The organism is Mammaliicoccus sp. Q-M61 (assembly GCF_022386055.1).
Taxonomy (GTDB): Bacteria; Bacillota; Bacilli; order Staphylococcales; family Staphylococcaceae; genus Mammaliicoccus; species Mammaliicoccus sciuri_A.
Window position 1 is genome coordinate 186,960 of sequence record NZ_JAJNJL010000001.1, and the last position, 25,417, is coordinate 212,376.

Genomic DNA, 25,417 nt, shown 5'->3' on the forward strand with positions numbered 1-25,417 from the left:
AATTATAAAATGAAGGTGAAACATATGGACAAGTATAATCGCATTAAAGGTATAACTTTAGCAATAGTTGGTGCTAGCTTTTGGGGACTTGGTGGTACAGTTTCTGATTATTTATTTCAACATCAACATATTGATATGAATTGGTATGTCACAGCAAGACTGCTTATAAGTGGTGTATTACTATTATGCTTGTTTAAATTAACGCATAAACAACATAGCTTGTTTAGTATATTTAAAGATAAGGCCAGTATCATTCAGTTGTTGCTATTTTCAATTTTTGGGATGTTTCTCGTTCAATACTCATATATGGCATCCATCAATTACGGTAATGCAGCAGTAGCAACACTTTTACAATATATCGCGCCAGTCTATATCATTATTTGGTATGTCTTAAGAAAGAAAGACACTTTTAAAGCATTTGATTTAATAGCCATTATTTTAACTATCGCTGGTTCTTTTTTATTATTAACAAATGGGAGTATCCACAACTTAATGGTTGCTAAAAGTAGTATTATTTGGGGAATTATATCTGGTTTATCATTAGCTTTTTATACGATTTATGTTGGTAATTTATTAAAAAAATATCCGTCAGTTCTCGTTGTTGGATGGTCAATGCTCATATCTGGTATATTTATCAATTTTAAAGCGCCTATTTGGGATATTGATATTCAACTATTAAATGGCCAAACTATTTTCTATCTCTTATTTGGGATTATTGCAGGTACAACGATTGCGTTCTTTTTCTTTATTTCTAGTTTGAATTATTTAAGTGCTAAAGAAACCGCATTTTTTGGAACAATTGAACCTGTAATTGCAATATTAAGCAGTGCAATTTGGTTAAATGTCGCGTTTTTACCATTTCAAATATTAGGGATATTGTTAATATTAGTATTAATACTCACAATATCATTAAAAAAAGGAAATACTTCCGAAGTTTAAAAATTAAAAACAACCATACTAAAACAAATATTATTGTCTCAGTATGGTTGTAAATCATTTATAAAAATATTTGATAAAAGTCTAAATCTAACCACTTATCAAATTTATATCCTACTTTTTCAATTTTTCCACTATATTTAAATCCTAATTTTTTATGTAAATCAATACTGCCTTGATTATCACCATCAATTCCTGCAACAATCGTTTTATAGCCATTTTTCTTAGCTAAATCAATAATTTCTAATAATAACTTTGAAGCAATACCTTGTCTTCTGAAATCTGGATTTACATAAATAGAATGTTCAATTGTATATTGATATGCTGGCCAATCTCTGAAAGATCCGTATGTTGCAAAACCAGCAACTTGACCATCCACTTCATACACAATAACAGGTTGGTTATTTTCTACTTTCGTATTAAACCATTTATGACGTTCTTCTAATGTTGTTTCATCATATGTGTATACAGCTGTCGTATTCTTAATTGCATCATTATAAATATATAGGATATCTTTTAAATCTTCTTCTTTTGCTAATCTAATCATCTTTCCATCCTCCTTATTTATATTTAGTATACATAAAGAATATAACTATACAAATTTATGTAAATATAACTGACATGCCCGTACAATTATTCAACAACATACATTTGTTAACATAATATTATTATTTGAAATGTTTTTCTATCCATTTATTTAAACGTAATCTATTTGAATTTATTTTATCCATTTGTTCAAAATCTACAACATATCCTTTTTCTTCTAGCCAACTTTTTTCAGCAGTTTGACTAGTAAATTGACCTTTTATTTCAGTTTTTATGCCTGTTACATTTGTAAACGTATCAACGACTTCGTTTAATGTTAATTCATCAGAAGCAATTTCAATAGATTGATGATTATATTCATCTACATTTTTAAATATTTGAGCAGTTATTTTAGCAATATCTTCAGAAGGAATCATCGCAAATTTTATATCTGGTGAAATAAATTCTGGAATATATATGTTATCCGCTTCTACTTTTACAATGCGCAGAAAATTATCCATGAAAAATGATGGTTTAATAATTGTATAATTTAAAGGGGATTCACTAAGCATGTCTTCAATTTTAGCTAACGCTTCGAAGTGTGGACCTGTACGATTTCTATTAACGCCTCCTGCAGTACTATATACGACATAAGAAATATTTTGTATCACTGCTGTATTGATTATAGCTTTACCTTGTTGTAATTCTTGTTCCACATCATTCGGTATAATTGGCTGAACACAATATACACCATATTGTTCGTTCATAGCTTGTTCTAAATCACTTTGATTACTTAAATCACCTTCAAATATTTCTAAATTGTCATCATTAATATTTGTTAATTTTTCATTATGTTTGTTACGCGTAAATGCACGAACTTTCCATCCATCACTTAGTAATTCTCGAACGACCGCATTACCTTGCTTACCTGTAGATCCTATTACTAAAATACTTTGAGTCATCTATTTCCTCTCCCTTGTAAGAAACTATAATCCTCTTTATTACCTTTTAAATACGTATACTCAATCGGTTCATTTCCTTGTGCTTTAATTTCTTTATTTATATAATCTCGAACATCCCATACTAAATGAATAAAATCCATTAATCTATTTCTCATTAATCCATTTGGTGCTTCCATATGCAATGCTTTATGAATATCTTTAGGTGTTACATTCAATCCCTCAGCAGTTTCTTCCTCTGTTAAATGAGATGCTTTAAAATGCTCAATTAATTCTTTACTCGTAACTTTTCTTTGTTCTTTGTTTAAAGACATGATATTCCTTCTTTCAATTCAAATTCTTTGAACTTTAACTTTATATTTCATATAATAAACGGACAGGTATCCGATTGTCAATTTATAAGCAAGGAGGCGTCAACATGAGGAAAGATGCCGAAGAAAATAAAAATCGTATAGAAACTAAAGCTAAAGCACTTTTTAATGAATTTGGTGTTGAAAATATCAGCATGAAACGAATTTCTAATGAACTCAATATAGGCATGGGAACACTTTATAGACATTTTGAAGATAAAAGTGCCCTTTGCTACAAATTAATCTCAAATGATTTTGAAATGTTCATGTCGGATCTAAACACAATTTCACAAAAAGAGCATTCAAACAAAATGATTTTTATACAGTCAATCGATCGATTTTTACAGTTCAAAATGGAACATCAAGCATTACTGAAGTGTGTTGAAAATAGTACAAGTAAAAAGGATTTCAAACAAACTGAATTCTATCAACTGTTACATGACTATTATTCAAACCTATTTAATTATGAAGAAAATAAACACTTTATTACATTCAAAGTAGATATCCTATTAAATGCACTTACGACTAAAAATTATGAGTTTTTAACAGAAAATAGGGAAATGTCTAATGAAGAACTTCGTAATGCACTTGTCCAATTATTTTATAACGATTATCAAGGAGACGATGAACAATGAGAAATGTACTGATTACAGGTGGAAACAAAGGTTTAGGATTTGAAACAGCGCGTGTATTGAAAGAACAAGGTTATAAAGTATATATCGGTTCTCGCGATGAATCACGTGGTAAAAAAGCAGCTGAGGATATTGATGTTGATTATGTTCAATTAGATGTAACAGACGATCAATCAGTTAAATCTGCTGCAGAAACAATTCTTAATCAAGAAGGACATTTAGATATTCTCATTAATAATGCAGGTATCTCTGGTGGTTTCACTAAAGTTAGAGATATTAAACCTGAAGATATGGAAAACGTATATCAAACAAATGTATTTGGTATCGTACGTGTGACAAATCAATTCATTCCATTATTAGAGAAATCTGAGCAACCTGTCATTGTGAATGTTAGCAGTGGATTAGGCTCATTTGGAATGGTTACAAATGAAGAAACGATGGAATCCAAAGTTAACTCACTTGCTTATTGTTCTTCAAAATCAGCTGTCACAATGTTAACGGTACAATATGCAAAAGGATTACCACATATTCAAATAAATGCAGCAGACCCAGGTTCAACAAATACAGACTTAGTTGGAGATGCAAGTAACCAATCGAAACCAGTATCTGAAGGCGCTAAAGCAATTATTGAACTTGCGACAATAGATCAAAACGGTCCTACAGGTACATTTATAGATGCTAATGGAACAATGCCTTGGTAATATTAAAAAATTATAATGCATTTAATGAATTTTAAAAGGAGTTCTAACAATGAAAAGTATTAATTTCGAAGAACATTTTGTATTAAAAGAAGTTCAAGAACAAATGAGTAAAATTATTCAACCATCAGAAAACGGTGTGCCATTAAAAGCGATGTTAGAAGCACTGGAACATCAAACTGGTTTTACGAATGAAGATGAAATTAATCAACATGAGCAACGCATTAAGTTTATGGACGAACAAAATGTTCAAATGCAAGTGTTGTCTTATGGTAATGGCTCACCTTCCCTTCTTACTGGTGATAAAGCAATCGAATTATGCCGAAATACAAATGACACGTTAAAAAAATATATTGATCAATATCCTGATCGTTTTCTTGGATTTGCTACATTACCTATTAACGAACCAAAAGCAGCTGCTGAAGAATTTAAAAGATGTGTGAATGAACTCAACTTTAAAGGTGCGCTCATCTTTGGTCGTCCAAATGGTAAGTTTTTAGATAGTCCTGAATTTCATACTATTTTTGAAACTGCAGAAGCTTTAGATGTACCTATTTATTTACATCCAGCGCCAATAAGTGACGAAGCATATCAAGCTTATTATCAAAGTGATCAATATTCAGATGCAACTGCTGGATCATTTGCTTGCTTTGGTTATGGTTGGCATGTTGATGTCGGTGTACATGCAATGCGTATTATTTTAAGTGGTATTATGGACAAATATCCAAACTTAAAAATGATTATTGGACATTGGGGAGAGTTTACGCCTTTCTTCTATGAAAGAATGGATGAAACAATTTATGCACCAAACTTAAAACATAAACCAAGTCACTACTTCAAAAATAATTTCTTTATTACACCAAGTGGTATGTTAACTAAACCTCAATTTGAAATGGTTAAAAATGCTGTCGGTGTTGATCACATATTATATTCTGCAGATTATCCTTATATTCAACCTGAAGAATTAGGTACATTCTTAGATGAATTAGACTTAACAACTGAAGAAAAAGAAAAGATTAGTTTTAAAAATGCACAAAAATTATTAAAACTTTAAAAATGGAGGCAATATAATGAATACATTAAAATTGCAAGGCGCAAACTTAAATTATTATAAAGTTGGAGAAGGACCTGTCTTAATACTTGTTCCAGGCGCTAACGGTACTGGAGATATATTCTTACCTTTAGCCGAACAATTGAAAGATCGTTTTACAGTTGTTGCTATAGATAGAAGAGATTACGGACATAGTGAATTAACAGAGCCGCTTCCAGAACGTGCACAAAATCCAGACGATGACTATCGTGTTAAACGAGACGCACAAGATGTTGCAGAACTTGCGAAACATTTAAGTGATGAGCCAGTATATATATTAGGTTCAAGCTCAGGATCAATCGTTACGATGCACGTATTAAAAGATTATCCAGAAGTCGTTAAACAAATTGCATTCCATGAACCTCCAATCAATACTTTCCTTCCAGATAGTCAATATTGGAAAGAAAAAAATGATCAAATCGTAGAACAAATTGCATCTGAAGGATTACAAAAAGGCATGCAAACATTCGGAGAAACATTAAACATCTCAGCAATTGATGCTAAAGACATGTCTAAACCAGTTTCAGAAGACGACGAAGCACAAAAAGCACAATACGAACGTATGATTTTCTGGGCAAATTATGAAATCAGACAATATACACATTCAGATATTACATTAGGAGATTTATCAAAACATAAAGATATTGTCACATTATTAAACGGTACAGATTCAGTAGGTTCATTCCCACAAGACGTTAACTTCTATATAGAAGAACAAACAGGTATTAAAATCGTTGACATACCAGGTGGACACTTAGGTTATGTTCAAAAACCAGAAGGATTTGCAGAAACTTTAACAAAAATGTGGTTATAATATCATAAAACATCGCATGTCACTCATAAACGAATGGCATGCGATGTTTTTTGTACAAAATGTGATTGAGTTTATATATTTATTTACTCATGAAAATACTTAAGCATAAGCTATTTCTTTACTTTTTTTCTTTTAGTAAAATTAATATTTAGTTTAGGTGTACCACTCCATACAGAGAAAGTATCCATAAGAAAAGATATCAACTGTTTTAACAGATCAACCATTATATCTCCCTCCTATATTCCACTAAATAAAAAATATTATATAATTACTATACCCTATCTAATACTATAAAACTTTATCTTCAATCAACTTTTCAATAACTCTTTTAGTATTTTGATTATCTTTAAATTCGTTAATTTCTTCATACTTATGATTATATTCTTCATTTAGAATATAATTTCCATCAATTGCTTTGTTTATCTCGTCAATTAATTCCGCTTCATCGTAAGCAATTGGTCCTGGTGCATTTGATTCATTTAGGGGTGGTGTTGCTTTATAATTTTTGATTAAGTAATCTTTTTCTTTCCAATAAAATATTGGATATGCACCTCTATAAATAGCATCATATATAATAGACGAATAATCTGTAATAAAAATAATAGAATTTTTTAATGCTTCTGTTGGATTAGTATCAATAATATGAGCATACTTTTTAAAGTTTTCTTTAAAGTACTGGGCAAATTTATTATGAGGTACGATCAATAATCTATCGAGTAAACCTGCTTTTTCAAATGCATCGATTACTTCAATAATTGATTGATAGTATGAAGTTTTTTCTATCTCATTATTTACAACATACATCTCTTCCCAATATCTCCAAGTTGGCATAAATGCTATTTTATTTGCATTTTTATTAAGATATGCATGATCTAATTTAGGCAATCCTGTTTTCATAAGATCCTGTTTATCATATCCCATTTTATAAAATTCTAAAGCTTCTAGTTCTGAACTAATAACACTCTTTACTAAATTATTATTTTGATTTTCTTTATAAAAACTCCTACCTTGTGGATTTTCTACAGGTTTGGCAAACATAATACCATGTTGTAAAAAGTACAATGGTGTCTTTTTTATTTTATTAGAAAGTAGATTATCAAAAGTTTTGGTTGCTATGACATGATTACTTAGTTCACTTGAAATAAAATGATCAGCCATAAACACATAATAATAATGTTTGAATGAAAAACGTTTTAAAATATCGTGTTTATATTGCTTTCGTAAAATTTCATAACTACTAGATCTCTTATCGATAATAAATTTATTCACTGAGTTTAAATGTTCTAATTTTTTAATTGCTTCAAACATTACAAACCCTGATTCAGATGCACTTGAAGCATCTTTTTCAAAATACAAATTTACACTTTTCTTTTTAAATTTCAAAACAGAATCAGCAATCATTTTCGATAAACGAATTTTAAATTGATTGAATTGATTATAAATAGGTAATTTAGGTATTGCCGTAATAACTGCTTTATCAACTGCACTTATTCTTGAAATATATGATGTTTTTTTATGATTATTTGTACATAATACTGTATTCTTTAGATTATCTGGATTTTCTACTATTAGCGGATGTATGATGATTTCGTTATATGCAAAGTATAAATTATTATGAACTTCTTTTAATTCCTTTAGTTTATTTTTGGAAACTTCAAATTCAAAATCCCCGTTATCTTCCCATTGAATTTTGGCTAAGATAAGTCCATCACGTGTCACAACATTATTAAAAAGATTATGAAAATGATACTTATAATCTATATGCCCACTAAATTTAATTCCATGCCTTGTATTACTCGAATTAATATGTGAAACATTGAAAGTCGGCTTTTCAACAAGATCTTGTTCTATATTTATTAAATCTGGACTATTGTACGAAATAGTAAATAGTCTATTATTTAATTTAACAATAACAGGATTAAAATTTTGCAAAGCAATTTTTGATTTTATTTTTAAATGTTTTTCTTTAATAAGTTCGCTTATCTTTATGACTTCATTTGATAAATTAGAAAGTTCAAAAGTGTTATTAGATATCAAATTAAAACCTGAGCGCTCTTCCAAATCTATCATCTGAACATATGACGTTTTTAACGAAAATTCCTTTTTAGAAATCGTATACTCTAAAAAACCCACTATGTGATGATATCTAATCTTTAAATAAATATAAGGTTCATTAGAATGAATTCTTTCTAATGAATCGATTTTTGAGTATCCCTTCAAAAAAATTGATTCATTTATTTCATATTTATTATTGTTCTCATCTAATACTTCATAAGCGTATTTAGTCTTTTGAATTTTAAATTTGTCATAATATGATTCAATGCTAATATCTAAACTTTTTTCTGTATTACCATTTAAATAAGGTGAAATATAAATCATGCCATTTTTAATATGAACATATAAAATCATTTGATCGATTTCTAATATCATTAAAATGTTATCTTCAAAATTAGTCTTTTTAATGGCATGTTCTCGTAAATCTAAATATTTTGGAGTGATATAGAAAAATTCATCGCTATCAAACATTTTAATTTTTAAAAATTCATTAGTATATTTTTCTATTAAACAAACTTCATTAAAAATCTTTTTTATATTCATTACATACCTTCCCCATTATTTTGACTTGTATTAATTTTAATTCCAACTTAATCATTATATTAACATACATACAATTTTAACTTTATAACTTATGAATTTTACCTTCTTCTAAAAATTTCACTTTTTAAAATGTCACATTTTAGACACAACGAATATAAATTCATTTTTCAAGCTCCCTCTCTTGTATTTGCAATAAATACATGTTTATTTATTCATCATTAAGTGACTTTATAATATTTATGAAATTTTAATGTGAGCATATATTCAATAAACCACAATTTATTAATTTATTTATCTTGCCTAGAACATATCCCCAAATGTATACTACAAAAGTTATTATTTTAAGGAGACAAATTATGAAAAAATTAAATTATCTATTTTGGTTGTGTTTTTTAGCTTTGATAACGATTATACCAATGCTTTGGGGAGGGCAAGGTTTATTAGTTATTATATTTACGGGATTAATGCTTCTATCATTCTATTTCACAATTGTATATTCATATAATATGATTGTTTCATTTTTTGGATTTAAAAACATAAAAAGAGATTACCTTATTAAACAAGATAGAACAAAGTTTTTAATTTTAGTTGCAGCTCATAATGAAGAAAGTGTGATTCGGGAAACAATTAGAAATCTTAAACAAATTAATTACGATAAAAATTTATATGATATATGCATCGTTAGTGATAACTCCACTGATCTTACAACACAAATTGCTTTAAATGAAAATGTACTTGTTGTAGATACTATTAAAAATGAATTTGAACGAGAAGGTGTTGGTAAACCTGCAGGTATTCAATACGCACTTAGAAAATTAGGTTTTGAAAATGTTAAACGTCAATATGACATGATTATGGTTTTAGATGCTGATAATTTTGTTAGTAAAAATATTTTAAAAGAAGTCAATTCACAATTTATTACTAAAGGTAGACCAACAGCAATTCAAACTTATCTTGATAGTAAAAACTACTCTAAATTTATGAGTTTAGCCTACTCAGTTGTATTTTGGACAAATAATCGATTTATGCAATTAGCAAAATATAAATTAAACTTACCTAATTCTATTGGTGGTACAGGATTTTTTGTGAAAACAGATTGGCTAATTGATAAAGGTGGCTTCAAGTTTGATTCACTTACAGAAGATTTAGAAATGGAAATTGAGATTATCAATGATGGCGGACGTATATTATGGAATGACCATGCGTCTATTTATGATGAAAAGCCAGAAAAGACAAAAGTAAGTATGGTACAAAGACATAGATGGATAAAAGGTCATTGGTACGTTGCTTTTAAACAAATTTTGCCATTAACTAAGAAATTTATTATGACTTTAAATATTAAATACTTAGACAAAATATTCTTCTTAATGAGTATGGGTAAAGCATTTCATATACTCTTAATATTTATGGTACTCATCATTAATATTATATTATTAACCTATCATCACATGTTGGTATCAACATTAGCAGCTTTGAATATTTTAGGTGCATTGCATTTATTGAATGATTACATGTTTTATATTACAGGAATAAACGCATTACTTATTATTTATAGTTTCGTCATTTTACCTATGTATAGTGTTTATGCAAAACTTAGAAATATTAATCCAATTAAAATTGTTTTATCTTTACAATGGTTTATGATAACTGATTTTATCGTACAATTATTCGGTTTATTTACATGGCCAAATCAACAAACTTGGATTAGAACACCCCACTCTAAAGTTAGTATAGAAACAAGTGAAGAAGCTTACCAAACACCAGGTATTTATGAACACGATAACCAACCTGCAATACAAGTACCAGAAGTTGGTTTAAATACAAGTAATCATATTGTAGAGCAACATAAATAAATAAAATCCCTTATGACTAATTGAAACATTAATCATAAGGGATTTTTTAATTACTAATACCTCAATAAACACCAAATATTCTTCCTGCTAATCCGAGTAGGACGAGTATGGTTGCTATAAACCATTTATTTTGAGCGTCTTTCATATTACTAATGTTGACGATAATTTTTTGATCTACTAAATTGATAATATCTTCTTTTAATGATTCAGATTCTCTCATTCTTTGATAACTTTCACTCTTTATATCATTCTTCAATTCGTTTTTCACTTCTCTTAAAGAGCTTTCTATTAGATCAAATCTTGTGTTCATATGTATTTCTAGCATTTGAAATTCTGCTCTTGTTACGTAGTCATTATTCATATATCACACCTCACTTTATATAAATCTACTATGAATGGTATTGTCATTTTCAGTTTAAATTACATTAAATATTTTTTTGCTTCCATATTATACATATATATTATACTATAATTTTGTATTGTGCAAAAATATTTTTGATAACAACATAAAAAACCCTAACCTCATTTGGTTAGGGTTTTTAAAATTTGAGAACTCTTCTACTTAGCGTATTCAGTAGCTCTCATTTCCCGGACAACTGTCACCTTAATATGCCCTGGATATTGTAATTCGCCTTCTATTTGATCTTTAATATCTCTAGCTATTCTATGTGCTTTCAAGTCGTCAATATCTTCAGGAGAAACGATTACTCTAATTTCTCTACCTGCTTGTATTGCGAATGCTTTTTCAACACCTTGATAACCTTCTGATATTTCTTCTAATCTTTCTAAACGTTTCACATAATTTTCTAAAGTTTCTCGTCTAGCTCCAGGTCTTGCAGCACTTAACGCATCTGCTGCTGCTACCAGTATAGAAATAACTGATGTTGGTTCTACATCCCCATGATGTGAGTGTATTGCATTTATGACTGTATCATGTTCATGATATTTCTTTGCAAGTTCTACCCCTATTTCAACATGGCTACCTTCAACTTCGTGATCAATAGCTTTACCAATATCATGTAATAAACCTGCACGTTTTGCTAAAGTAACATCTTCACCTAGTTCAGCTGCTAACATTCCTGAAAGTTGTGCAACTTCTACTGAGTGTTTCAGTACACTTTGGCCATAACTTGTACGATATTTCATACGTCCTAAAATTTTAACCAATTCTGGGTGTAAGTTATGAATACCTAATTCAAATGTCGCTTGTTCACCTGATTCTCTCATTAGGTCATCCACTTCTCTTCTCGCTTTTTCAACCATATCTTCAATTCTACCTGGATGGATACGTCCATCAGATACTAAATTAGTTAAGGCTGTCTTAGCGATTTCTCTTCGAATTGGATCAAATCCAGATAATATAACCGCTTCTGGTGTATCGTCTATAATTAAATCTACACCTGTTAATGTTTCTAAAGTACGAATATTACGACCTTCACGACCGATAATACGTCCTTTCATCTCATCATTTGGTAAATTTACTACGGATACAGTCGATTCTGAAGTATGATCTGCTGCTAATCTTTGTACAGTAATAGACAACAGTTCTTTAGCTTTTTTATCGACATTTGCTTTTAGTTCTCTTTCTTTTTCTTTTACAAGTACAGCAATATCATGTGACAGTTCTTCTTCTACTTGTGAGAATTGCTCTTTACGAGCTTCTTCACGTGTGAGTCCGGAGATGCGTTCTAGTTCTTGTTCATGTTTCATTATTATTTCTTGAACATTACTCTCTTTTGCATCTACCTGTTGTTGTCGCTCTTCAATTTTAGCTTCTTTGTTTTCTAGAATTTCATCTTTTTTGTCTAAAAGATCAGATTTGCGCTCTAAATTTTCTTCTTTTTGAAGTAATCTTGCTTCTTGCTTTTGTAGGTCACTTCTTCTCTCTCTAATTTCACTATCAAGATGATCTCTAATTTGTTGATTTTCTTCTTTAGCTTCAATCAACTTTTCTTTCTTAAGACTCTCAGCTTCTTTATTCGCTTCACTTATAATATAGTGAGCAGACTGACGAGCTTGATCTTGCTTTTTCGTTAAGCTATTATGTGCGAAAAAGTATCCTACAACAACACCTAGAATAACTCCTAGCAAAATGAGTAAGAGGGTTAATAAGTCCACATAAACACCTCCTTCTATCTAGGTTCTACGTCTTATATATACAAAAATATGATTAAATGAAACTATGGAATCATACAACTCAATTGTACGTTTAAATTTGTACAAGTGTCAAGGACATGGACTTTAATTTTTAATTCTATTTTTATAAAAAAACATTCTATAGATTACACAATGAAACGTAATCTATAGAATGTTTAATTTAATGACAAAATACTATTTAGTCTAATAAAGTCTCTTGTTCAGGCTCATTAGGTTTTTCTTCTTTTTTAGCTTCTTCTTTCTTCTTACCGTTAAAGCCTAATTGATCTCTTAAGATTCCATCAATTTCTTCGATAATAGCTGGATTTTCTTTTAAGTAAGTCTTAACGTTTTCTTTACCTTGACCCATACGTTCTCCATTATATGAATACCAAGCACCTGATTTATCTACAATATCAAATTCAACTGCTAAGTCGATTAATTCACCTTCACGTGAAATACCTTCACCGTACATAATATCAACTTCTGCTACTCTGAATGGAGGCGCAACTTTGTTTTTAACAACTTTAATTTTAGTACGGTTACCCACTACTTCTTGACCTTGTTTCAATTGTTCAGCACGACGTACTTCTAAACGAACAGAACTATAGAATTTCAACGCACGTCCACCTGGTGTAACTTCAGGATTACCGAACATAACGCCAACTTTTTCACGAATTTGGTTGATAAAGATAGCTGTTGTATTTGATTTAGAAATAGCACCTGATAATTTACGTAAAGCTTGACTCATTAATCTTGCTTGTAAACCAACGTGTGTATCTCCCATTTCACCTTCAATTTCAGCTTTAGGTGTTAATGCAGCTACTGAGTCGACAATAACAATATCAACTGCACCACTACGAACAAATGCTTCTGCAATCTCTAAACCTTGTTCACCGTGGTCTGGTTGTGATAAATATAGGTTATCAATATCTACGCCTAAGTTTTTAGCATAAACAGGATCTAGTGCGTGCTCAGCATCAATAAAAGCAGCTACGCCACCTTGTCTTTGTGCTTCAGCGATAGCGTGTAAAGCTACTGTTGTTTTACCAGAACTTTCTGGACCATATATTTCAATGATACGTCCTTTAGGGTAACCACCCACACCTAATGCTTTATCAAGTGTGATTGAGCCACTAGAAACTGCTGATACTTCTCTGCTTGTATTATCCCCTAGCTTCATTACTGCCCCTTTACCAAAGGATTTTTCCATATTCTTAATTACTGTATCGAGTGCTTTTTGACGTTCGTTCACGCGATAACCTCCTATATATATAAAATGAATTTACTTGTTTAATTAGCTATTATTACTATAAATGCTTTTGTTCTAAATTGCAAGCATAAAGCGAATATTTGTTCGTGTTTTTGTACGCATTTTTTAAAATTAAGCGAACATAAGTACCGATTTTATGAATTATTGCAAGTTACCTTAATTGGTTCAAAAACTTTATAAGTGCTATATTGCTTATTCTATCACGTCTTCCAGCATATGATTGACTTAATGACGAAATAAATTTTTCCGTTTTTTGCATATGTGAAATATATACTGTTGATTCTTTATGAGCTTGTTTTAACACGATAACACTTTCTACGTTAAATGTTGATTTTAATTTATTTGCAATTTGTTCAATTGAATCATCTTGACTAATATTCAACATTTCATCAGTCCATGAATTTTGTAAGAGATATGATTTTAAATATTGCTTGCTGTCTTTAGATAGTTTAAGTCGAGCATTTAATACACCGTCTGTAATGCCATCATAGATAACAAGTGGTTGGTCTAATTCATTAAATACAGCATCTTCAACTGTTAAATCATCACTACCATAATAAAATTCGCCGATTCTATTTAATATTTCTGTTTTAACAGGCTGGATTAAATCTATCGCTTGTTGTTTAGTATTCGCATTAGCCGTAATGCGGAGTGATACTTCATGTTGACCAGCAAGTGGTGCAATTGTAGGATTGGATTGATTATCTATTAAGTCAATCAACTCTGTTTCCAAACTAGATTCACCAATACCCATGAATTTCAACGACTCTGAAAAGATGACACGTTCTTCATTTAAGAAGAAAGGTACAAGATATTGATTGACCATTGGTTGAAGTTCTTTCGGCGGACCTGGTAATAATACGACTTTTTTGTCATCCACTTCTAAATACATGCCTGGTGCCATACCAAAGTCATTCTTCAGTACTTCACTACCTTCAATAACAAGTGCTTGTTGTCTGTTATTAGGTGTCATCGTACGGTTTTCATTTTTGAAATATTGTTCAATCTGATCCATAGCTTGTTTATTTGTTTCTAGCGATTTACCTAATACTTTACCAACAGTTTGTTTTGTTAAATCATCTTTCGTTGGTCCTAAACCACCTGTTAAAATTACAACGTCATGATGCGCTAATTCTTCTTTAAAAGTACGTTCTAACCTTCCAGGATTATCACCTACAGCAACATGTCTCATCACACTTGCACCGAGTTCATTAAGTACTTTTGATATAAACTGTGCATTTGTATTTGCAATTTGTCCTAATAAAATTTCAGTACCTACGCTTAAAATACTAACTTTCATACTTTTGCCTCCTACAGAAAAACCTACAAACGAAATGTTGTAGGTTAAATGTTGTTATTATTTTGATCCTTTAAATACATCTCTACCATGATAAAAATACTCTATACCAGATAGAATTGTAAAGAAAGTAGCAATATACATGAGCCATTGCCCAAGATTAATTTGCCATAAAGTAGAGAATGGTTCTTGTAATAGGATAAATACGATTGCAACCATCGTTACAGCCGTTTTAATTTTACCTAATTGACCAGCCGCACTTACAAAGCCTTGTTCAATTTGAAGTAATCTTAGACCTGTTACAGCGAATTCTCTAGCAATGATGATAATAGCAATAACTGATGATACTTTATCAAGTTCTACTAATGCAATTAATGCACTCGCAACTAATAATTTATCAGCTAGAGGGTCTAAAAATTTCCCCATGTTTGTAACAAGTTCCCATTTTCTCGCTAAATAGCCATCAAACCAATCTGTAACAGAAGCTAAAATAAATATAATACCAGCTATAAATTGTTCTATTCTCATTTCTTGTCCAAATAAGAAATGAATGTCACCCATATTAAAATCTACAAGTAAAAATAAAACAAATACAGGTATTAAAATAACACGTAATACTGTTAATTGATTAGGAATATTCATATTCGTTCTCCTTCTTTTCTTACAACTGCATAATAATACTATTATAAATCAATACTATATATAATTAAATGATAATTATTAATAATATCCATCCAATTAAACATATACCAAAGAAGGTAACCATTTGTGTTATGAGTTTAGCTACCATTTTATTCTCTGATATTTCAGTTTGGCTTCTTTTTTCTTGCGTAAGCTGTCTAAAAGCTTCTTTAGCAGAAGGTGCTGTTTTAGGCAACTCACTTTGATGTTTATCAATTAATTCTGGTGCACTCATATTGATTGCCGAAGCATATTTCGTTATGAAACCTCTTGTATAATCGGGATTTGGTAGATTTTCAAATTCATTCTTTTCAATCATCATTAAAAATGGTCGTTGTATCTTTGTTTTTTCTTCAAGTTCAACTAAAGTCATCCCTAATTGTTCTCTTTTACTTCTTAACGTTTCTCCAATATATTTCAAATATATTCACCTCAAACAATTTATTCAAAAAATCCAAATCCATCTCCAAATGCCATATTGTCATTTGTAAATAAATCATTTTTATTTAATTGCTCATATGTAATTTCTTGGTCTTCTGTTTCTCTTAGTTCAATAATATAATCAAAATCTTCAAGGCTATATTCAGAGCGCTGTACAAATAAATCAGGATGTTCTACTACTTTAATTGTTGGTAAACTCATAACTTCTCTAACGAGTTGTTTATGCTTTTCGTCGGTTTGTTTAGACGTTACAGCCCCATCAATAATATAAACATTTTCATCACTATATTCACCTTTTAATAAAGAGCTTCTTACAGTTTGCTTAATAAGCGTCGAACTAATAAACAGCCATTTTTTATGGGCACACACACTTGCAGCAACAACAGATTCTGTTTTACCTACTCTTGGCATACCTCTTACACCAATAAGTTTATGACGGTTTTCTTTAAACAGTTCTGCCATAAAATCGACTAACAAACCTAAGTCTTTTCTTTCGAATCTAAAAGTCTTTTTGTCATCAACATCTCGTTTAATATATCTACCGTGTCTTACCGCTAATCGATCTCTTAAGCCAGGTGTACGTAGTTTTTTAATTGTGATATCATCAATTTCTTTAACAATATTTTCAAAGCGTTTAACTTTATTCATATCATCTGTCTTAATGAGTAGACCTCTGCGGCCTTGATCGACACCATTTATCGTAATGATATTAATACCTAAAATACCAAGCAAACTAGAGATATCCCCTAATAAACCTGCTCTATTTACTTGTATATCGTATTCTAAATACCATTCTTTTTTAATGACTTCTTCCATAATATCCACCCCAATATTAAATATACCATCCTCCGTTTACACGAAGTACTTGACCGGTCACACTTTGAGATAACGGATTTAATAAATATCCCACCGTTGCCGCAACTTCTTTAGTTTGAACAAACCGACCTTGTGGTATTTCATCTTTTAATTGTGTTTGTGTAATTTCATCAAGTTCATCTGTCATTTTACCATGAACGACCCCTGGACATATAGCATTTACTGTAATAGATGTTAAAGCAAGTTCTTTTGCTAAAGATTTAACAAAGCCAAGTTGAGCTGCTTTCATTGTTGAATAGATTGTTTCGTAACTTGCACCAGTCTCACCCCAAATAGATGATATAACGATTATTCTGCCATTTTCACTTTTTCTAATATCATCAACAAATAATTGAACAATTTTTATGAGCGCATATACATTCAAATTATATTGAACATCAATATCAACATCTGTAAAATCTTGAATCGCACCAAATGACGATTGCCCAGCTGCATATATTAATTGATCAATATGTCCAATTGAAGTTAAAGACTGTAGATTATCTTTGTTTGTTAAATCGAAATGTAGAAAAGTAACAGGTTGTCCGGCATGCATTTGTTTGAGTTCATTAATATTAGATCGATTATAATGCAGTATCACTTCATGCCCTAGTGATAAACATTCATCAACAATCGATAAGCCAATGTCACCACTACCACCAACAATAAATGTTCTAGCCATTTTGTTTCACCAAACGACTTTCTACAACATGATCAAAGTCTATTAATGAAGCCAATGTTTCTTGTACACTTTCTACTGTTATAGATTCTAAAATGTTTACAAGTTCAAATAGTTCTACACCTTCGAAATAGAATTTAGTATATTGATTCGCAATATATTCTGGAGAGTTTAAGCTCGATACAATTTCCCCTAAAGTTTGTTTTCTCACTCTTTCTAACTCTTCTGGAACAAATCCATTTTCTATATATTTCTTAAGTTCTGCTTTAACCGCTTCTTTAAATTCATGATGATAATCAGTTGTCACAGCTAGAATTAAATAACTATATGTCATTTCGTTAGCAAATTGATAACCAAACGTATCATCAATCACTTCTTTTTCTAAATTTGATTGATAAAATTCAGTTTGTTCACCAAACATTAAATCTAAAGCAATCATCATTTCCATATCATTTTTTACGCGTACTTTATCAGAAATAGTATTAGGCTTGAACTTATATGCCAACATTGATTTTTCTTGGACGATATCCATTTTCGTTTCGACATATGGTGTATGTACAGATGTCGGTTCGTCTATTGCTTTTCTCGTAATAGGTGGCATTTCATGCATATTTCTTTTATCTTCATGTTCACGCACTAATTGTATAGTCTCGTCAGGATTGACATCGCCAACAATGATTAACACCATATTTGCTGGATGATAAAACGTTTCATATGATAAATATAAATCTTCTGCCGTAATGTCATAAATACTTTCTACAGAACCTGCTATATCCACTTGTACAGGATGATTATGATAAAGTGCACCTAAAGTTTGGAACATTAATTTATAATTCGGCTGTTCTTGGTACATCTTAATTTCTTCAGCGATAATCCCTTTTTCTTTTTCTACTGTCTTCTCAGTAAAATACGGACTTTCAATCATCTTTAATAAACGAATAATATTATCGTGTACATTTCCTGTCGCACTAAATAAATAACTTGTTCTATCAAATGTTGTAAATGCATTAACTTGTGCATCATTTTCAGCGAAACTTGTAAAGACATCGCCGTCTTCTTTTTCAAACAATTTATGTTCTAAGAAATGTGCTACGCCATCCGGAACAGTTACAAAATCATCTTTGCCATGTGGCTTAAATGTGTGATCAAGTGAACCGAAATGTGTTGTATATGTCACAAAAGTCTTTGAAAAACCTGCTTTTGGAATGACAACTACTTTTAAACCATTCTCTAAAGTCTCTTCAAATACAGTTTCATCAATCTGTTTATAATATTGATTACGCATTGTTATCACCTTCAGTCAGTATATATATTGTATCTAATTGTCCAAGTTGTGCGATCTTTTTAATATCTTCAATAGTGATAGATTCAATTTCTTTAATCCACTCATCATAGTTATAAACGGATTGATATCTCGCATGTGTATGCAATAAGTCGATCATTTGTCGTTGCTTATCAAACATTTCTCGTGCATGTGAGATTAAGACTTTCTTCGCTAAAGTCAGTCTCTCTGTTTCAATTTCACCTTGTTGAATATCTTTAAAAATATTTAAAATTGTTTCTTTAGCGACATGTACTTTATCTTTAGAGATGCCACCAACTATATATAAGAACCCATTTCTTGCATCGATTTGAGAATGTATTGAATATGCTAAACTTTGTTTTTCACGTACTTCACTAAATAAAATTGAAGAAGCATCTCCACCAAGTAACATATTTAACACTAAGAACGAATAATATTCTTTAGAATGGAATGTTATTGGGAACCTATATCCCATATTTAATTTTGCTTGATCAATCTTTGTATAATCAACTATTTCTTTTACTTCTTTAATATCTTTTAATAATGTCGTTTCGATTTCTAATTGACTATTATGATCGAAATTAAAATATTCATGACACAATGATTTAACTTCATCTAATTCAACATTTCCAATAATATATGTAGATATCGCATTCTCATGTAACAAATCATGGTATGTATTGACTAAAGATTCAGGCGTTACATTATCAATGTCTTCTAGTCGACCTGAAGCTAAATATTTATAAGGCTCATCTTCAAACATATGATTCATAAATTGAATAAATGCGCGTTGAGATTTATTGTCTTCAATTGCAGTTAATTTTTTATGTAATAAAGATTTTTCTTGCTTCGTATATTTTTCGTTAAATTTTCCATTTTCAATAAGTGGGTTAAAAATCACTTCGTGCAATAATTTAACGGCTTGCTCAAACAGTGGAATTTCACTATTTAAATATTTTTCATTTACGATTTCAATACCAATTGTCATGATATGATTATTAGCTTGTTTATTGACATAGCTAAATAAATGCGCACCATATAAGTCCGCAAGCAAATTATTCATTTCTTTATCAGTTTGGTATTGTTTTGTAACACGTGTAATTAATTTACTTAAAATTGACCTAGATGTAATCGTCTCACTGTTTAATGGTGCTACAAATTTAAAAACGATAGTCGTTGTTTTAAATTTTTCAGTTGGTATCACATAAACGTCATTTGAAGATAATTGTATATGTTCTGTTGTTATCATAATAGATACCTCTCTTATATGTATGTATATAGAGAAACAAAGCAACAATTGTTACTTTGTTTCTCTCAATATATTTATTATATCCTATTTCTTGTAATTCGAAACTTTACAAGACTGCTTTTAAAATAATTTAGTGAATAAAGAACAGGTGTACCATGTTCATTATAATGAATTTGTGTTAATAACATCATTGCATCATCTGGTTCAGAATTCAATATTTCACTAATATATGGTTCATAACTAATAGATTCAATAGATGTATTAGCATGTGTTATTTTAAATTCTACTTTACTTTCAATTGCAGATAAAATAGATGAGTTAGATCGGTAGTCACTGCACGCGAATAAATCAGTAGCAATTTTATCTAAACAATAAACGACTGGCTCACCATTAGCTGTACGTACTCTTTCAATAACTGAAATATATGCATCTTTTTCTAAGTTTAATACTTCTATATCTTTTAAAGTCGCGACTTCTTCATCTAAACTAATAAATTCAGTTCCTGCAACTTCACCATTCTTTTCAATCATTTTTGTAATACTGACTAATTCGTCTAATGGATAATAATATGGTTGTGTAGGTTTAACTACTGTTACGTCGCCTGTTTTTTGAGATAAAATTTGTTCTGTGACAAGTTCATGTATGGCTTTTTCGATTTCATCATAATTTATATTTAACAACTTTTTAATTTCAAACTCATTCGGAATAGCATCTCCCGGTTTAAGTTCAGCTGTTTGAATTTTTTCTAATATCCAATTTTTAACGAAATTTGTACTTGCATTTGTAGACATAATATCCCCCTATTCGTCTTGATAAATATCAACCAATACTTGTCTAGGTTTACTACCTGATTGAGGACCAATAACACCATTATTTTCCAAATCATCCATTAACCTAGATGCCCTATTATAACCTATTCTAAATCTTCTTTGTAATAAACTCGCACTTGCTTTTTGTTCTTCTACAACAAATAAATATGCTTCTTTGTATAAAGCATCTTCACTTTCCATTTCATTTGTTTCAGTTGGTTCGTCAGGTTCCATCTCTTTAACATAGTTCGCTGTTTGTTCTCCAACAACGTGTTGAACAACTGATTCAACTTCACCATCAGAAAGAAATGCACCTTGTATTCTTGTTGGTTTTGAAGAATCTCTAGATAAGAATAGCATATCACCTCTACCTAGTAATTTTTCAGCACCACCACTATCTAAAATTGTTCTAGAATCTGTTGCAGAACTTACTGCAAATGCAATTCTAGAAGGTATATTAGCTTTAATACTACCTGTGATAACATCAACAGATGGTCTTTGTGTTGCAATAATTAAGTGAATACCTGCTGCACGCGCAAGTTGTGCGATTCTCATAATGGATGATTCAACATCTTTACCAGCAACCATCATTAAGTCAGCAAGTTCATCAACAATGACGACTATATAAGGTAATTGCGCTTGTTTTTCTTCCATTTCTTGATTCGTACGTTCAATAAATTGATTATATCCTTCAATATTTCTTGCACCAACGTGTTGGAACAAGTCATATCTTTTTTCCATTTCGGATACAATTTTTTGTAATGCTTGATTTGCCTTTTGAGGATTCGTAACAACTGGTGTTAATAAATGTGGTATCCCATTATATACATTTAATTCAACCATCTTTGGATCAATAAGCATTAATTTTACTTCATGTGGCTTAGCATTCATTAATATACTTGTGATAATACCATTAATACAAACTGATTTACCACTACCTGTAGCACCTGCTACAAGTAAGTGAGGTAATTTGTTTAATTCTGCAGTAATCGGTTCTCCTGAAATATCTCTTCCTAAAGCAACTTCAAGTTTATTAGACGTTGGTTTTGCCTCATTCAGTACTTCTTTCAACGTTACCATTGAAATATGTTCATTAGGTACTTCAATCCCAACTGCAGACTTACCTGGAATAGGCGCTTCAATTCTAATATCTTTTGCTGCTAAATTCAGTGCAATATCATTACTCAAATTAACAATTTTATTTACTTTCACACCTTGAGCTGGCTGTACTTCGTATTGCGTAACAGCTGGTCCAATTCTTATTTGAGTTACTTTCGCATCAACATTAAAGTTTCTTAATGTAGCTTCGAGTAGTTTACCTTTTTCTTGAACGGTCTTTTTAGACACAGATTGTGATTTAGGTGGATCATTTAAAATCGTAATCGGTGGTAATTTATAATTTAAATTCTCAGTCTCATCTATTGTTGACTCGTTCATTTCAGGTTCATGATTTTCATGCTCTTTTTGAACCGTTTGTTTAGGTTGTTGCGCTCTTTTAGCAGCTAACTTTTCTTGTGATTCAAAGATTGGAATTTCTTCATTAGTCTGTAGTTGGTCATTTTTAGAAATTTCTTGAACTGGTTCGACTTCTTCTAAATGTGAAACGTCTTTAGGCTGCTCTTTTTGACGCTTTTCTTTTTCTAGTTGTTTAGCTTTCGCTTTTTCTTCTCTTTTTTGTTCAAGGTTTGTCATTTTTGATTTAGTTTTACTTTGCGCCATATCAAATGCTGATTTCGTAATATCACGATGTCTTTTCTTCATGATTAAAATAACACTAGATAGTAAAACGAGTATCGTTAATAAACTATATCCAAAGACAGAAATAAGCTTGCTTATGACATTAAACGCATAATAACCAATATAACCACCACCGTTAAAGTAAAATGCATTTCGTTCTAAACTTGAATATGTTTCACTCAAGGTTGTCTTAAACGTATTAAACGATGGATCTTTGAAATATAATACTAACTGCATAATAAACAGCAATGCTACTTGAAAGACGAGCAATCCGTTTACTCTTCTTGTGAATTTTAATTTACCATTCACTGTTATTAATAGTGAAATAATCGCTATCAGTATATAGGTGAAGTATTTTGAGAATCCAAATAAGAAATGAAAGAAGCTATCAATCATTAAACCTATAAATCCTAATTGAAAAATACCTAACACGAGTAAAAACAACACAATCATCTGTATGACATATTTTAATGTATTATCTTTTTGCTTTTTCTTGCCACGTGTTGTTTTTCTTTTACGTGTTGCTGGCTTCTTCTTTTGTACCATTTTTGAAATAGCCTCCTTATCTATAATGCAAAAAGAGGCTGGGACATAAATAGATGTCTCAGCCTCATATAGTATGTAGGCAGTTAATGAACAGATAGCGTGTAAGACACATTATTTGTTCACCTTTGCCGAGATGGAAAAATCCATTATATTGATATAGAATTTAGTCTCATCTCTTGACTGTTAAAAATCATCCATAAAACAATTCATTAGATTTCTGAAATAATTGGAATAATCATCGGGCGACGTTTCGTTTGTTCATAAAGATACTTACCGAGTTTATCACGCATATTTTGTTTCATTTCAGACCATTCAATTTTCTTTTGAAGTAAACCTTCTTCAACAATTTCACGGACTTTTTCTGAAGCGTCGTTTAATAATTCTTCACTTTCTCTAACATAAACGAATCCACGTGATTGAATTTCAGGTCCACCAACGATTTTTCTATTTTTAGGATCTAAAGTTACAACAGCAATAAATATACCATCTTCAGCTAATAAGTGTCTGTCTCTCAAAACAATATTACCGACGTCTCCAACACCGATACCGTCAATTAATACGTTACCAGCTGTAACTTTTTCATTAGCAATCATTTTTTCGCCATCAAAGTTAACAACGTCACCTTTTTCTAGTAAGAAAATTTTCTCAGGATCTACGCCTGTTTCAGCTGCTAATTTCGCGTGTGCGATTTGCATTTTAAATTCACCTTGTACTGGAATAAAGTATTCAGGTTTCATTAAATTAAGCATCATTTTAAGTTCTTCCATACAACCATGACTAGATGCATGTGTTTTTTTGTTATTAGGCATAATGTGTGCGCCAGCTTTAACTAATTCATTTAAAGTTTGACCAATAATTACTTCCATATTAGCAGAAGCTGTTGTAGAAATATAAACATTATCGCCTTCTAAAATGTTTAAAATAGGATGTCTTTGTTGAGCCATTTGGCCTAATGCTTCAATTGGTTCACCTTGCATACCTGTAGCAATAATAATTAATTCATTTTTAGGATATTTACTAATGTCATGCACAGGTACTAAAAGATTTTCTGGAATATTAAAGTAACCTAATTTACGTGCAACATTGAAAGAACTTTCTAAAGAACGTCCTAAGAATGAAACTTTACGGTTTAATTTACTAGCCGCATTCAACACTTGTTGAATACGAATAAAGTTAGATGCATAACAAGACACGATAATGCGTCCGCTTGCTTTTGCAAATTCATCAACCATATGACTTTCGATTACATTTTCAGGAACGTTATAGCCTGGCTTTTCCGCTTCTGTTGAATCACTAATCAACGCAAATACGCCATTTTGACCAATTTCAGTCATCTTAGCAATATCAGGTGCATAGGCACCTTGTAAACTTTGGTCGAATTTAAATTCTCCAGTATAAACGATTGCACCATAAGATGTATGGATACATACACCTAAACTATCTGGGATAGAATGCGTTGTATTAAAGAATGTCACGTTAACATTTTTAAATCTCATGACAGAATCTTTATTTACTGTATAATAACGTACTTTTTTATTGATTTTTCTTGCTTTCATATGATCTTTAACTAATGCGATCGTCAATCTTGATCCGTATACTGGCGCATCAAGCTTTTCAAGTATATAACTTACAGCACCGATAGAATCTTCATGTCCGTGTGATAAAAAGATACCCTTAAGTTTATCTTTATTCTCAATAACATATTGTATGTCTGGTATAACAACGTCTACACCTAACATTTCATCTTCTGGAAACATTAAACCAGCGTCTAACATGAACATTTCTTCGTCCACTTCAACGATATACATGTTTTTTGCAATTTCTCCTACACCACCGAGTGGTATGATACGAATTTTATCATTTTTCTTTTTTATTAAACTCAAAATTGTTCCTCCTAAATGTAGTCCCGTCCATAATATATTTATTTAATCATACCATTTATATAATCGATTATAC

The 25,417-nt window shown here is 30.6% G+C and carries 23 protein-coding genes; 6 read left to right on the forward strand and 17 right to left on the reverse strand.

From position 1 onward, the window contains the following. Positions 1 to 24 precede the first annotated feature (24 nt). Positions 25 to 939, forward strand: a complete 915-nt coding sequence (locus LQ677_RS00890; RefSeq protein WP_204977507.1) for a DMT family transporter — start codon at positions 25 to 27, stop codon at positions 937 to 939. A gap of 58 nt (positions 940 to 997) precedes the next feature. On the opposite strand, the gene LQ677_RS00895 is transcribed toward LQ677_RS00890, so the two are convergent. From LQ677_RS00895 to LQ677_RS00905, 3 genes are all read right to left on the reverse strand, one after another. Next, entirely contained in the window at positions 998 to 1,483 is a 486-nt protein-coding gene (locus LQ677_RS00895; RefSeq protein ID WP_037587840.1) for a GNAT family N-acetyltransferase, read from the reverse strand. Positions 1,484 to 1,604: 121 nt separating this feature from the next. Beyond that, on the reverse strand, positions 1,605 to 2,423 hold the full coding sequence (locus tag LQ677_RS00900) for an NmrA/HSCARG family protein (RefSeq protein WP_239748012.1): 819 nt from the start codon (positions 2,421 to 2,423) through the stop codon (positions 1,605 to 1,607). Further along, complete coding sequence (locus LQ677_RS00905; RefSeq protein WP_239748013.1) at positions 2,420 to 2,734, reverse strand: DUF2316 family protein; 315 nt, start codon at positions 2,732 to 2,734, stop codon at positions 2,420 to 2,422. Before LQ677_RS00905 ends, LQ677_RS00900 begins: the two co-directional genes overlap by 4 nt. Positions 2,735 to 2,838: 104 nt before the next feature. Between LQ677_RS00905 and LQ677_RS00910 the strand changes: the two genes are divergently transcribed. From LQ677_RS00910 to LQ677_RS00925, 4 genes are read left to right on the forward strand one after another with little or no spacing between them, the layout of a single operon-like run. Next, positions 2,839 to 3,405 (forward strand): TetR/AcrR family transcriptional regulator, encoded by a 567-nt coding sequence (locus LQ677_RS00910; protein WP_204188648.1) that lies wholly within the window; start codon positions 2,839 to 2,841, stop codon positions 3,403 to 3,405. Then, the gene (locus LQ677_RS00915; RefSeq protein ID WP_126476506.1) at positions 3,402 to 4,103 is read left to right on the forward strand and encodes an SDR family NAD(P)-dependent oxidoreductase; all 702 of its coding nucleotides are present in this window, start codon (positions 3,402 to 3,404) and stop codon (positions 4,101 to 4,103) included. Before LQ677_RS00910 ends, LQ677_RS00915 begins: the two co-directional genes overlap by 4 nt. 49 nt (positions 4,104 to 4,152) lie before the next feature. Next, positions 4,153 to 5,154: an amidohydrolase family protein gene (locus tag LQ677_RS00920; RefSeq protein ID WP_239748014.1), complete on the forward strand. Its 1,002-nt coding sequence runs from the start codon at positions 4,153 to 4,155 to the stop codon at positions 5,152 to 5,154. A gap of 16 nt (positions 5,155 to 5,170) precedes the next feature. Then, positions 5,171 to 6,004, forward strand: coding sequence for an alpha/beta fold hydrolase (locus LQ677_RS00925; RefSeq protein WP_239748015.1), 834 nt, complete (start codon positions 5,171 to 5,173; stop codon positions 6,002 to 6,004). 288 nt (positions 6,005 to 6,292) lie between these two features. Here the strand turns inward: LQ677_RS00925 and LQ677_RS00930 are convergent, their stop codons facing one another. Next, positions 6,293 to 8,602 carry a CDP-glycerol glycerophosphotransferase family protein gene (locus LQ677_RS00930; protein ID WP_239748016.1) on the reverse strand — a complete coding sequence of 770 codons (2,310 nt, stop codon included), beginning with the start codon at positions 8,600 to 8,602 and terminating at the stop codon, positions 6,293 to 6,295. A gap of 356 nt (positions 8,603 to 8,958) precedes the next feature. On the opposite strand from LQ677_RS00930, the gene LQ677_RS00935 reads away from it, so the two are divergent. After that, a complete protein-coding gene (locus LQ677_RS00935) occupies positions 8,959 to 10,455 on the forward strand; it encodes a glycosyltransferase family 2 protein (RefSeq protein WP_239748017.1) in 1,497 nt (498 codons plus the stop codon). 61 nt (positions 10,456 to 10,516) lie between these two features. On the opposite strand, the gene LQ677_RS00940 is transcribed toward LQ677_RS00935, so the two are convergent. From LQ677_RS00940 to rnjB, 13 genes are all read right to left on the reverse strand, one after another. After that, positions 10,517 to 10,816 carry a hypothetical protein gene (locus LQ677_RS00940; protein WP_239748018.1) on the reverse strand — a complete coding sequence of 100 codons (300 nt, stop codon included), beginning with the start codon at positions 10,814 to 10,816 and terminating at the stop codon, positions 10,517 to 10,519. Between the two features lie 197 nt (positions 10,817 to 11,013). Beyond that, positions 11,014 to 12,573, reverse strand: a complete 1,560-nt coding sequence (gene rny, locus LQ677_RS00945) for a ribonuclease Y (RefSeq protein WP_037587823.1) — start codon at positions 12,571 to 12,573, stop codon at positions 11,014 to 11,016. Between the two features lie 217 nt (positions 12,574 to 12,790). Next, positions 12,791 to 13,804, reverse strand: a complete 1,014-nt coding sequence (gene recA / locus LQ677_RS00950; RefSeq protein WP_049319417.1) for a recombinase RecA — start codon at positions 13,802 to 13,804, stop codon at positions 12,791 to 12,793. Between the two features lie 211 nt (positions 13,805 to 14,015). Next, positions 14,016 to 15,164: a CinA family nicotinamide mononucleotide deamidase-related protein gene (locus tag LQ677_RS00955; RefSeq protein WP_239748019.1), complete on the reverse strand. Its 1,149-nt coding sequence runs from the start codon at positions 15,162 to 15,164 to the stop codon at positions 14,016 to 14,018. Between the two features lie 57 nt (positions 15,165 to 15,221). Beyond that, positions 15,222 to 15,803, reverse strand: a complete 582-nt coding sequence (gene pgsA / locus LQ677_RS00960; RefSeq protein ID WP_204167719.1) for a CDP-diacylglycerol--glycerol-3-phosphate 3-phosphatidyltransferase — start codon at positions 15,801 to 15,803, stop codon at positions 15,222 to 15,224. A gap of 64 nt (positions 15,804 to 15,867) precedes the next feature. Next, positions 15,868 to 16,263, reverse strand: a complete 396-nt coding sequence (locus LQ677_RS00965; RefSeq protein ID WP_037587819.1) for a helix-turn-helix domain-containing protein — start codon at positions 16,261 to 16,263, stop codon at positions 15,868 to 15,870. 20 nt (positions 16,264 to 16,283) lie between these two features. Continuing rightward, positions 16,284 to 17,099 (reverse strand): YmfK family protein, encoded by an 816-nt coding sequence (locus LQ677_RS00970; protein WP_025905363.1) that lies wholly within the window; start codon positions 17,097 to 17,099, stop codon positions 16,284 to 16,286. Positions 17,100 to 17,115: 16 nt separating this feature from the next. Continuing rightward, entirely contained in the window at positions 17,116 to 17,820 is a 705-nt protein-coding gene (gene ymfI, locus LQ677_RS00975; RefSeq protein ID WP_239748020.1) for an elongation factor P 5-aminopentanone reductase, read from the reverse strand. After that, positions 17,813 to 19,102: an EF-P 5-aminopentanol modification-associated protein YfmH gene (gene yfmH, locus LQ677_RS00980; protein ID WP_037587815.1), complete on the reverse strand. Its 1,290-nt coding sequence runs from the start codon at positions 19,100 to 19,102 to the stop codon at positions 17,813 to 17,815. Before yfmH ends, ymfI begins: the two co-directional genes overlap by 8 nt. After that, the gene (gene yfmF, locus LQ677_RS00985; RefSeq protein ID WP_126476496.1) at positions 19,095 to 20,369 is read right to left on the reverse strand and encodes an EF-P 5-aminopentanol modification-associated protein YfmF; all 1,275 of its coding nucleotides are present in this window, start codon (positions 20,367 to 20,369) and stop codon (positions 19,095 to 19,097) included. The genes yfmH and yfmF overlap by 8 nt, the downstream gene beginning before the upstream one ends. Positions 20,370 to 20,446: 77 nt before the next feature. Further along, entirely contained in the window at positions 20,447 to 21,160 is a 714-nt protein-coding gene (locus LQ677_RS00990) for a GntR family transcriptional regulator (RefSeq protein ID WP_037587813.1), read from the reverse strand. Between the two features lie 9 nt (positions 21,161 to 21,169). Next, on the reverse strand, positions 21,170 to 23,461 hold the full coding sequence (locus LQ677_RS00995; RefSeq protein ID WP_037587811.1) for a DNA translocase FtsK: 2,292 nt from the start codon (positions 23,459 to 23,461) through the stop codon (positions 21,170 to 21,172). Between the two features lie 209 nt (positions 23,462 to 23,670). Beyond that, positions 23,671 to 25,344 carry a ribonuclease J2 gene (gene rnjB / locus LQ677_RS01000; RefSeq protein WP_025905357.1) on the reverse strand — a complete coding sequence of 558 codons (1,674 nt, stop codon included), beginning with the start codon at positions 25,342 to 25,344 and terminating at the stop codon, positions 23,671 to 23,673. Between the last annotated feature and the right edge of the window lie 73 nt (positions 25,345 to 25,417).

Bases quoted from the DNA above. Each gene is read 5' to 3' on its own strand.
- LQ677_RS00890 (WP_204977507.1), top strand. From the start codon at position 25: ATGGACAAGTATAATCGCATTAAAGGTATAACTTTAGCAATAGTTGGT.
- LQ677_RS00895 (WP_037587840.1), bottom strand. From the start codon at position 1,483: ATGATTAGATTAGCAAAAGAAGAAGATTTAAAAGATATCCTATATATT.
- LQ677_RS00900 (WP_239748012.1), bottom strand. From the start codon at position 2,423: ATGACTCAAAGTATTTTAGTAATAGGATCTACAGGTAAGCAAGGTAAT.
- LQ677_RS00905 (WP_239748013.1), bottom strand. From the start codon at position 2,734: ATGTCTTTAAACAAAGAACAAAGAAAAGTTACGAGTAAAGAATTAATT.
- LQ677_RS00910 (WP_204188648.1), top strand. From the start codon at position 2,839: ATGAGGAAAGATGCCGAAGAAAATAAAAATCGTATAGAAACTAAAGCT.
- LQ677_RS00915 (WP_126476506.1), top strand. From the start codon at position 3,402: ATGAGAAATGTACTGATTACAGGTGGAAACAAAGGTTTAGGATTTGAA.
- LQ677_RS00920 (WP_239748014.1), top strand. From the start codon at position 4,153: ATGAAAAGTATTAATTTCGAAGAACATTTTGTATTAAAAGAAGTTCAA.
- LQ677_RS00925 (WP_239748015.1), top strand. From the start codon at position 5,171: ATGAATACATTAAAATTGCAAGGCGCAAACTTAAATTATTATAAAGTT.
- LQ677_RS00930 (WP_239748016.1), bottom strand. From the start codon at position 8,602: ATGAATATAAAAAAGATTTTTAATGAAGTTTGTTTAATAGAAAAATAT.
- LQ677_RS00935 (WP_239748017.1), top strand. From the start codon at position 8,959: ATGAAAAAATTAAATTATCTATTTTGGTTGTGTTTTTTAGCTTTGATA.
- LQ677_RS00940 (WP_239748018.1), bottom strand. From the start codon at position 10,816: ATGAATAATGACTACGTAACAAGAGCAGAATTTCAAATGCTAGAAATA.
- recA (WP_049319417.1), bottom strand. From the start codon at position 13,804: ATGGAAAAATCCTTTGGTAAAGGGGCAGTAATGAAGCTAGGGGATAAT.
- LQ677_RS00955 (WP_239748019.1), bottom strand. From the start codon at position 15,164: ATGAAAGTTAGTATTTTAAGCGTAGGTACTGAAATTTTATTAGGACAA.
- pgsA (WP_204167719.1), bottom strand. From the start codon at position 15,803: ATGAATATTCCTAATCAATTAACAGTATTACGTGTTATTTTAATACCT.
- LQ677_RS00970 (WP_025905363.1), bottom strand. From the start codon at position 17,099: ATGGAAGAAGTCATTAAAAAAGAATGGTATTTAGAATACGATATACAA.
- ymfI (WP_239748020.1), bottom strand. From the start codon at position 17,820: ATGGCTAGAACATTTATTGTTGGTGGTAGTGGTGACATTGGCTTATCG.
- yfmH (WP_037587815.1), bottom strand. From the start codon at position 19,102: ATGCGTAATCAATATTATAAACAGATTGATGAAACTGTATTTGAAGAG.
- yfmF (WP_126476496.1), bottom strand. From the start codon at position 20,369: ATGATAACAACAGAACATATACAATTATCTTCAAATGACGTTTATGTG.
- LQ677_RS00990 (WP_037587813.1), bottom strand. From the start codon at position 21,160: ATGTCTACAAATGCAAGTACAAATTTCGTTAAAAATTGGATATTAGAA.
- LQ677_RS00995 (WP_037587811.1), bottom strand. From the start codon at position 23,461: ATGGTACAAAAGAAGAAGCCAGCAACACGTAAAAGAAAAACAACACGT.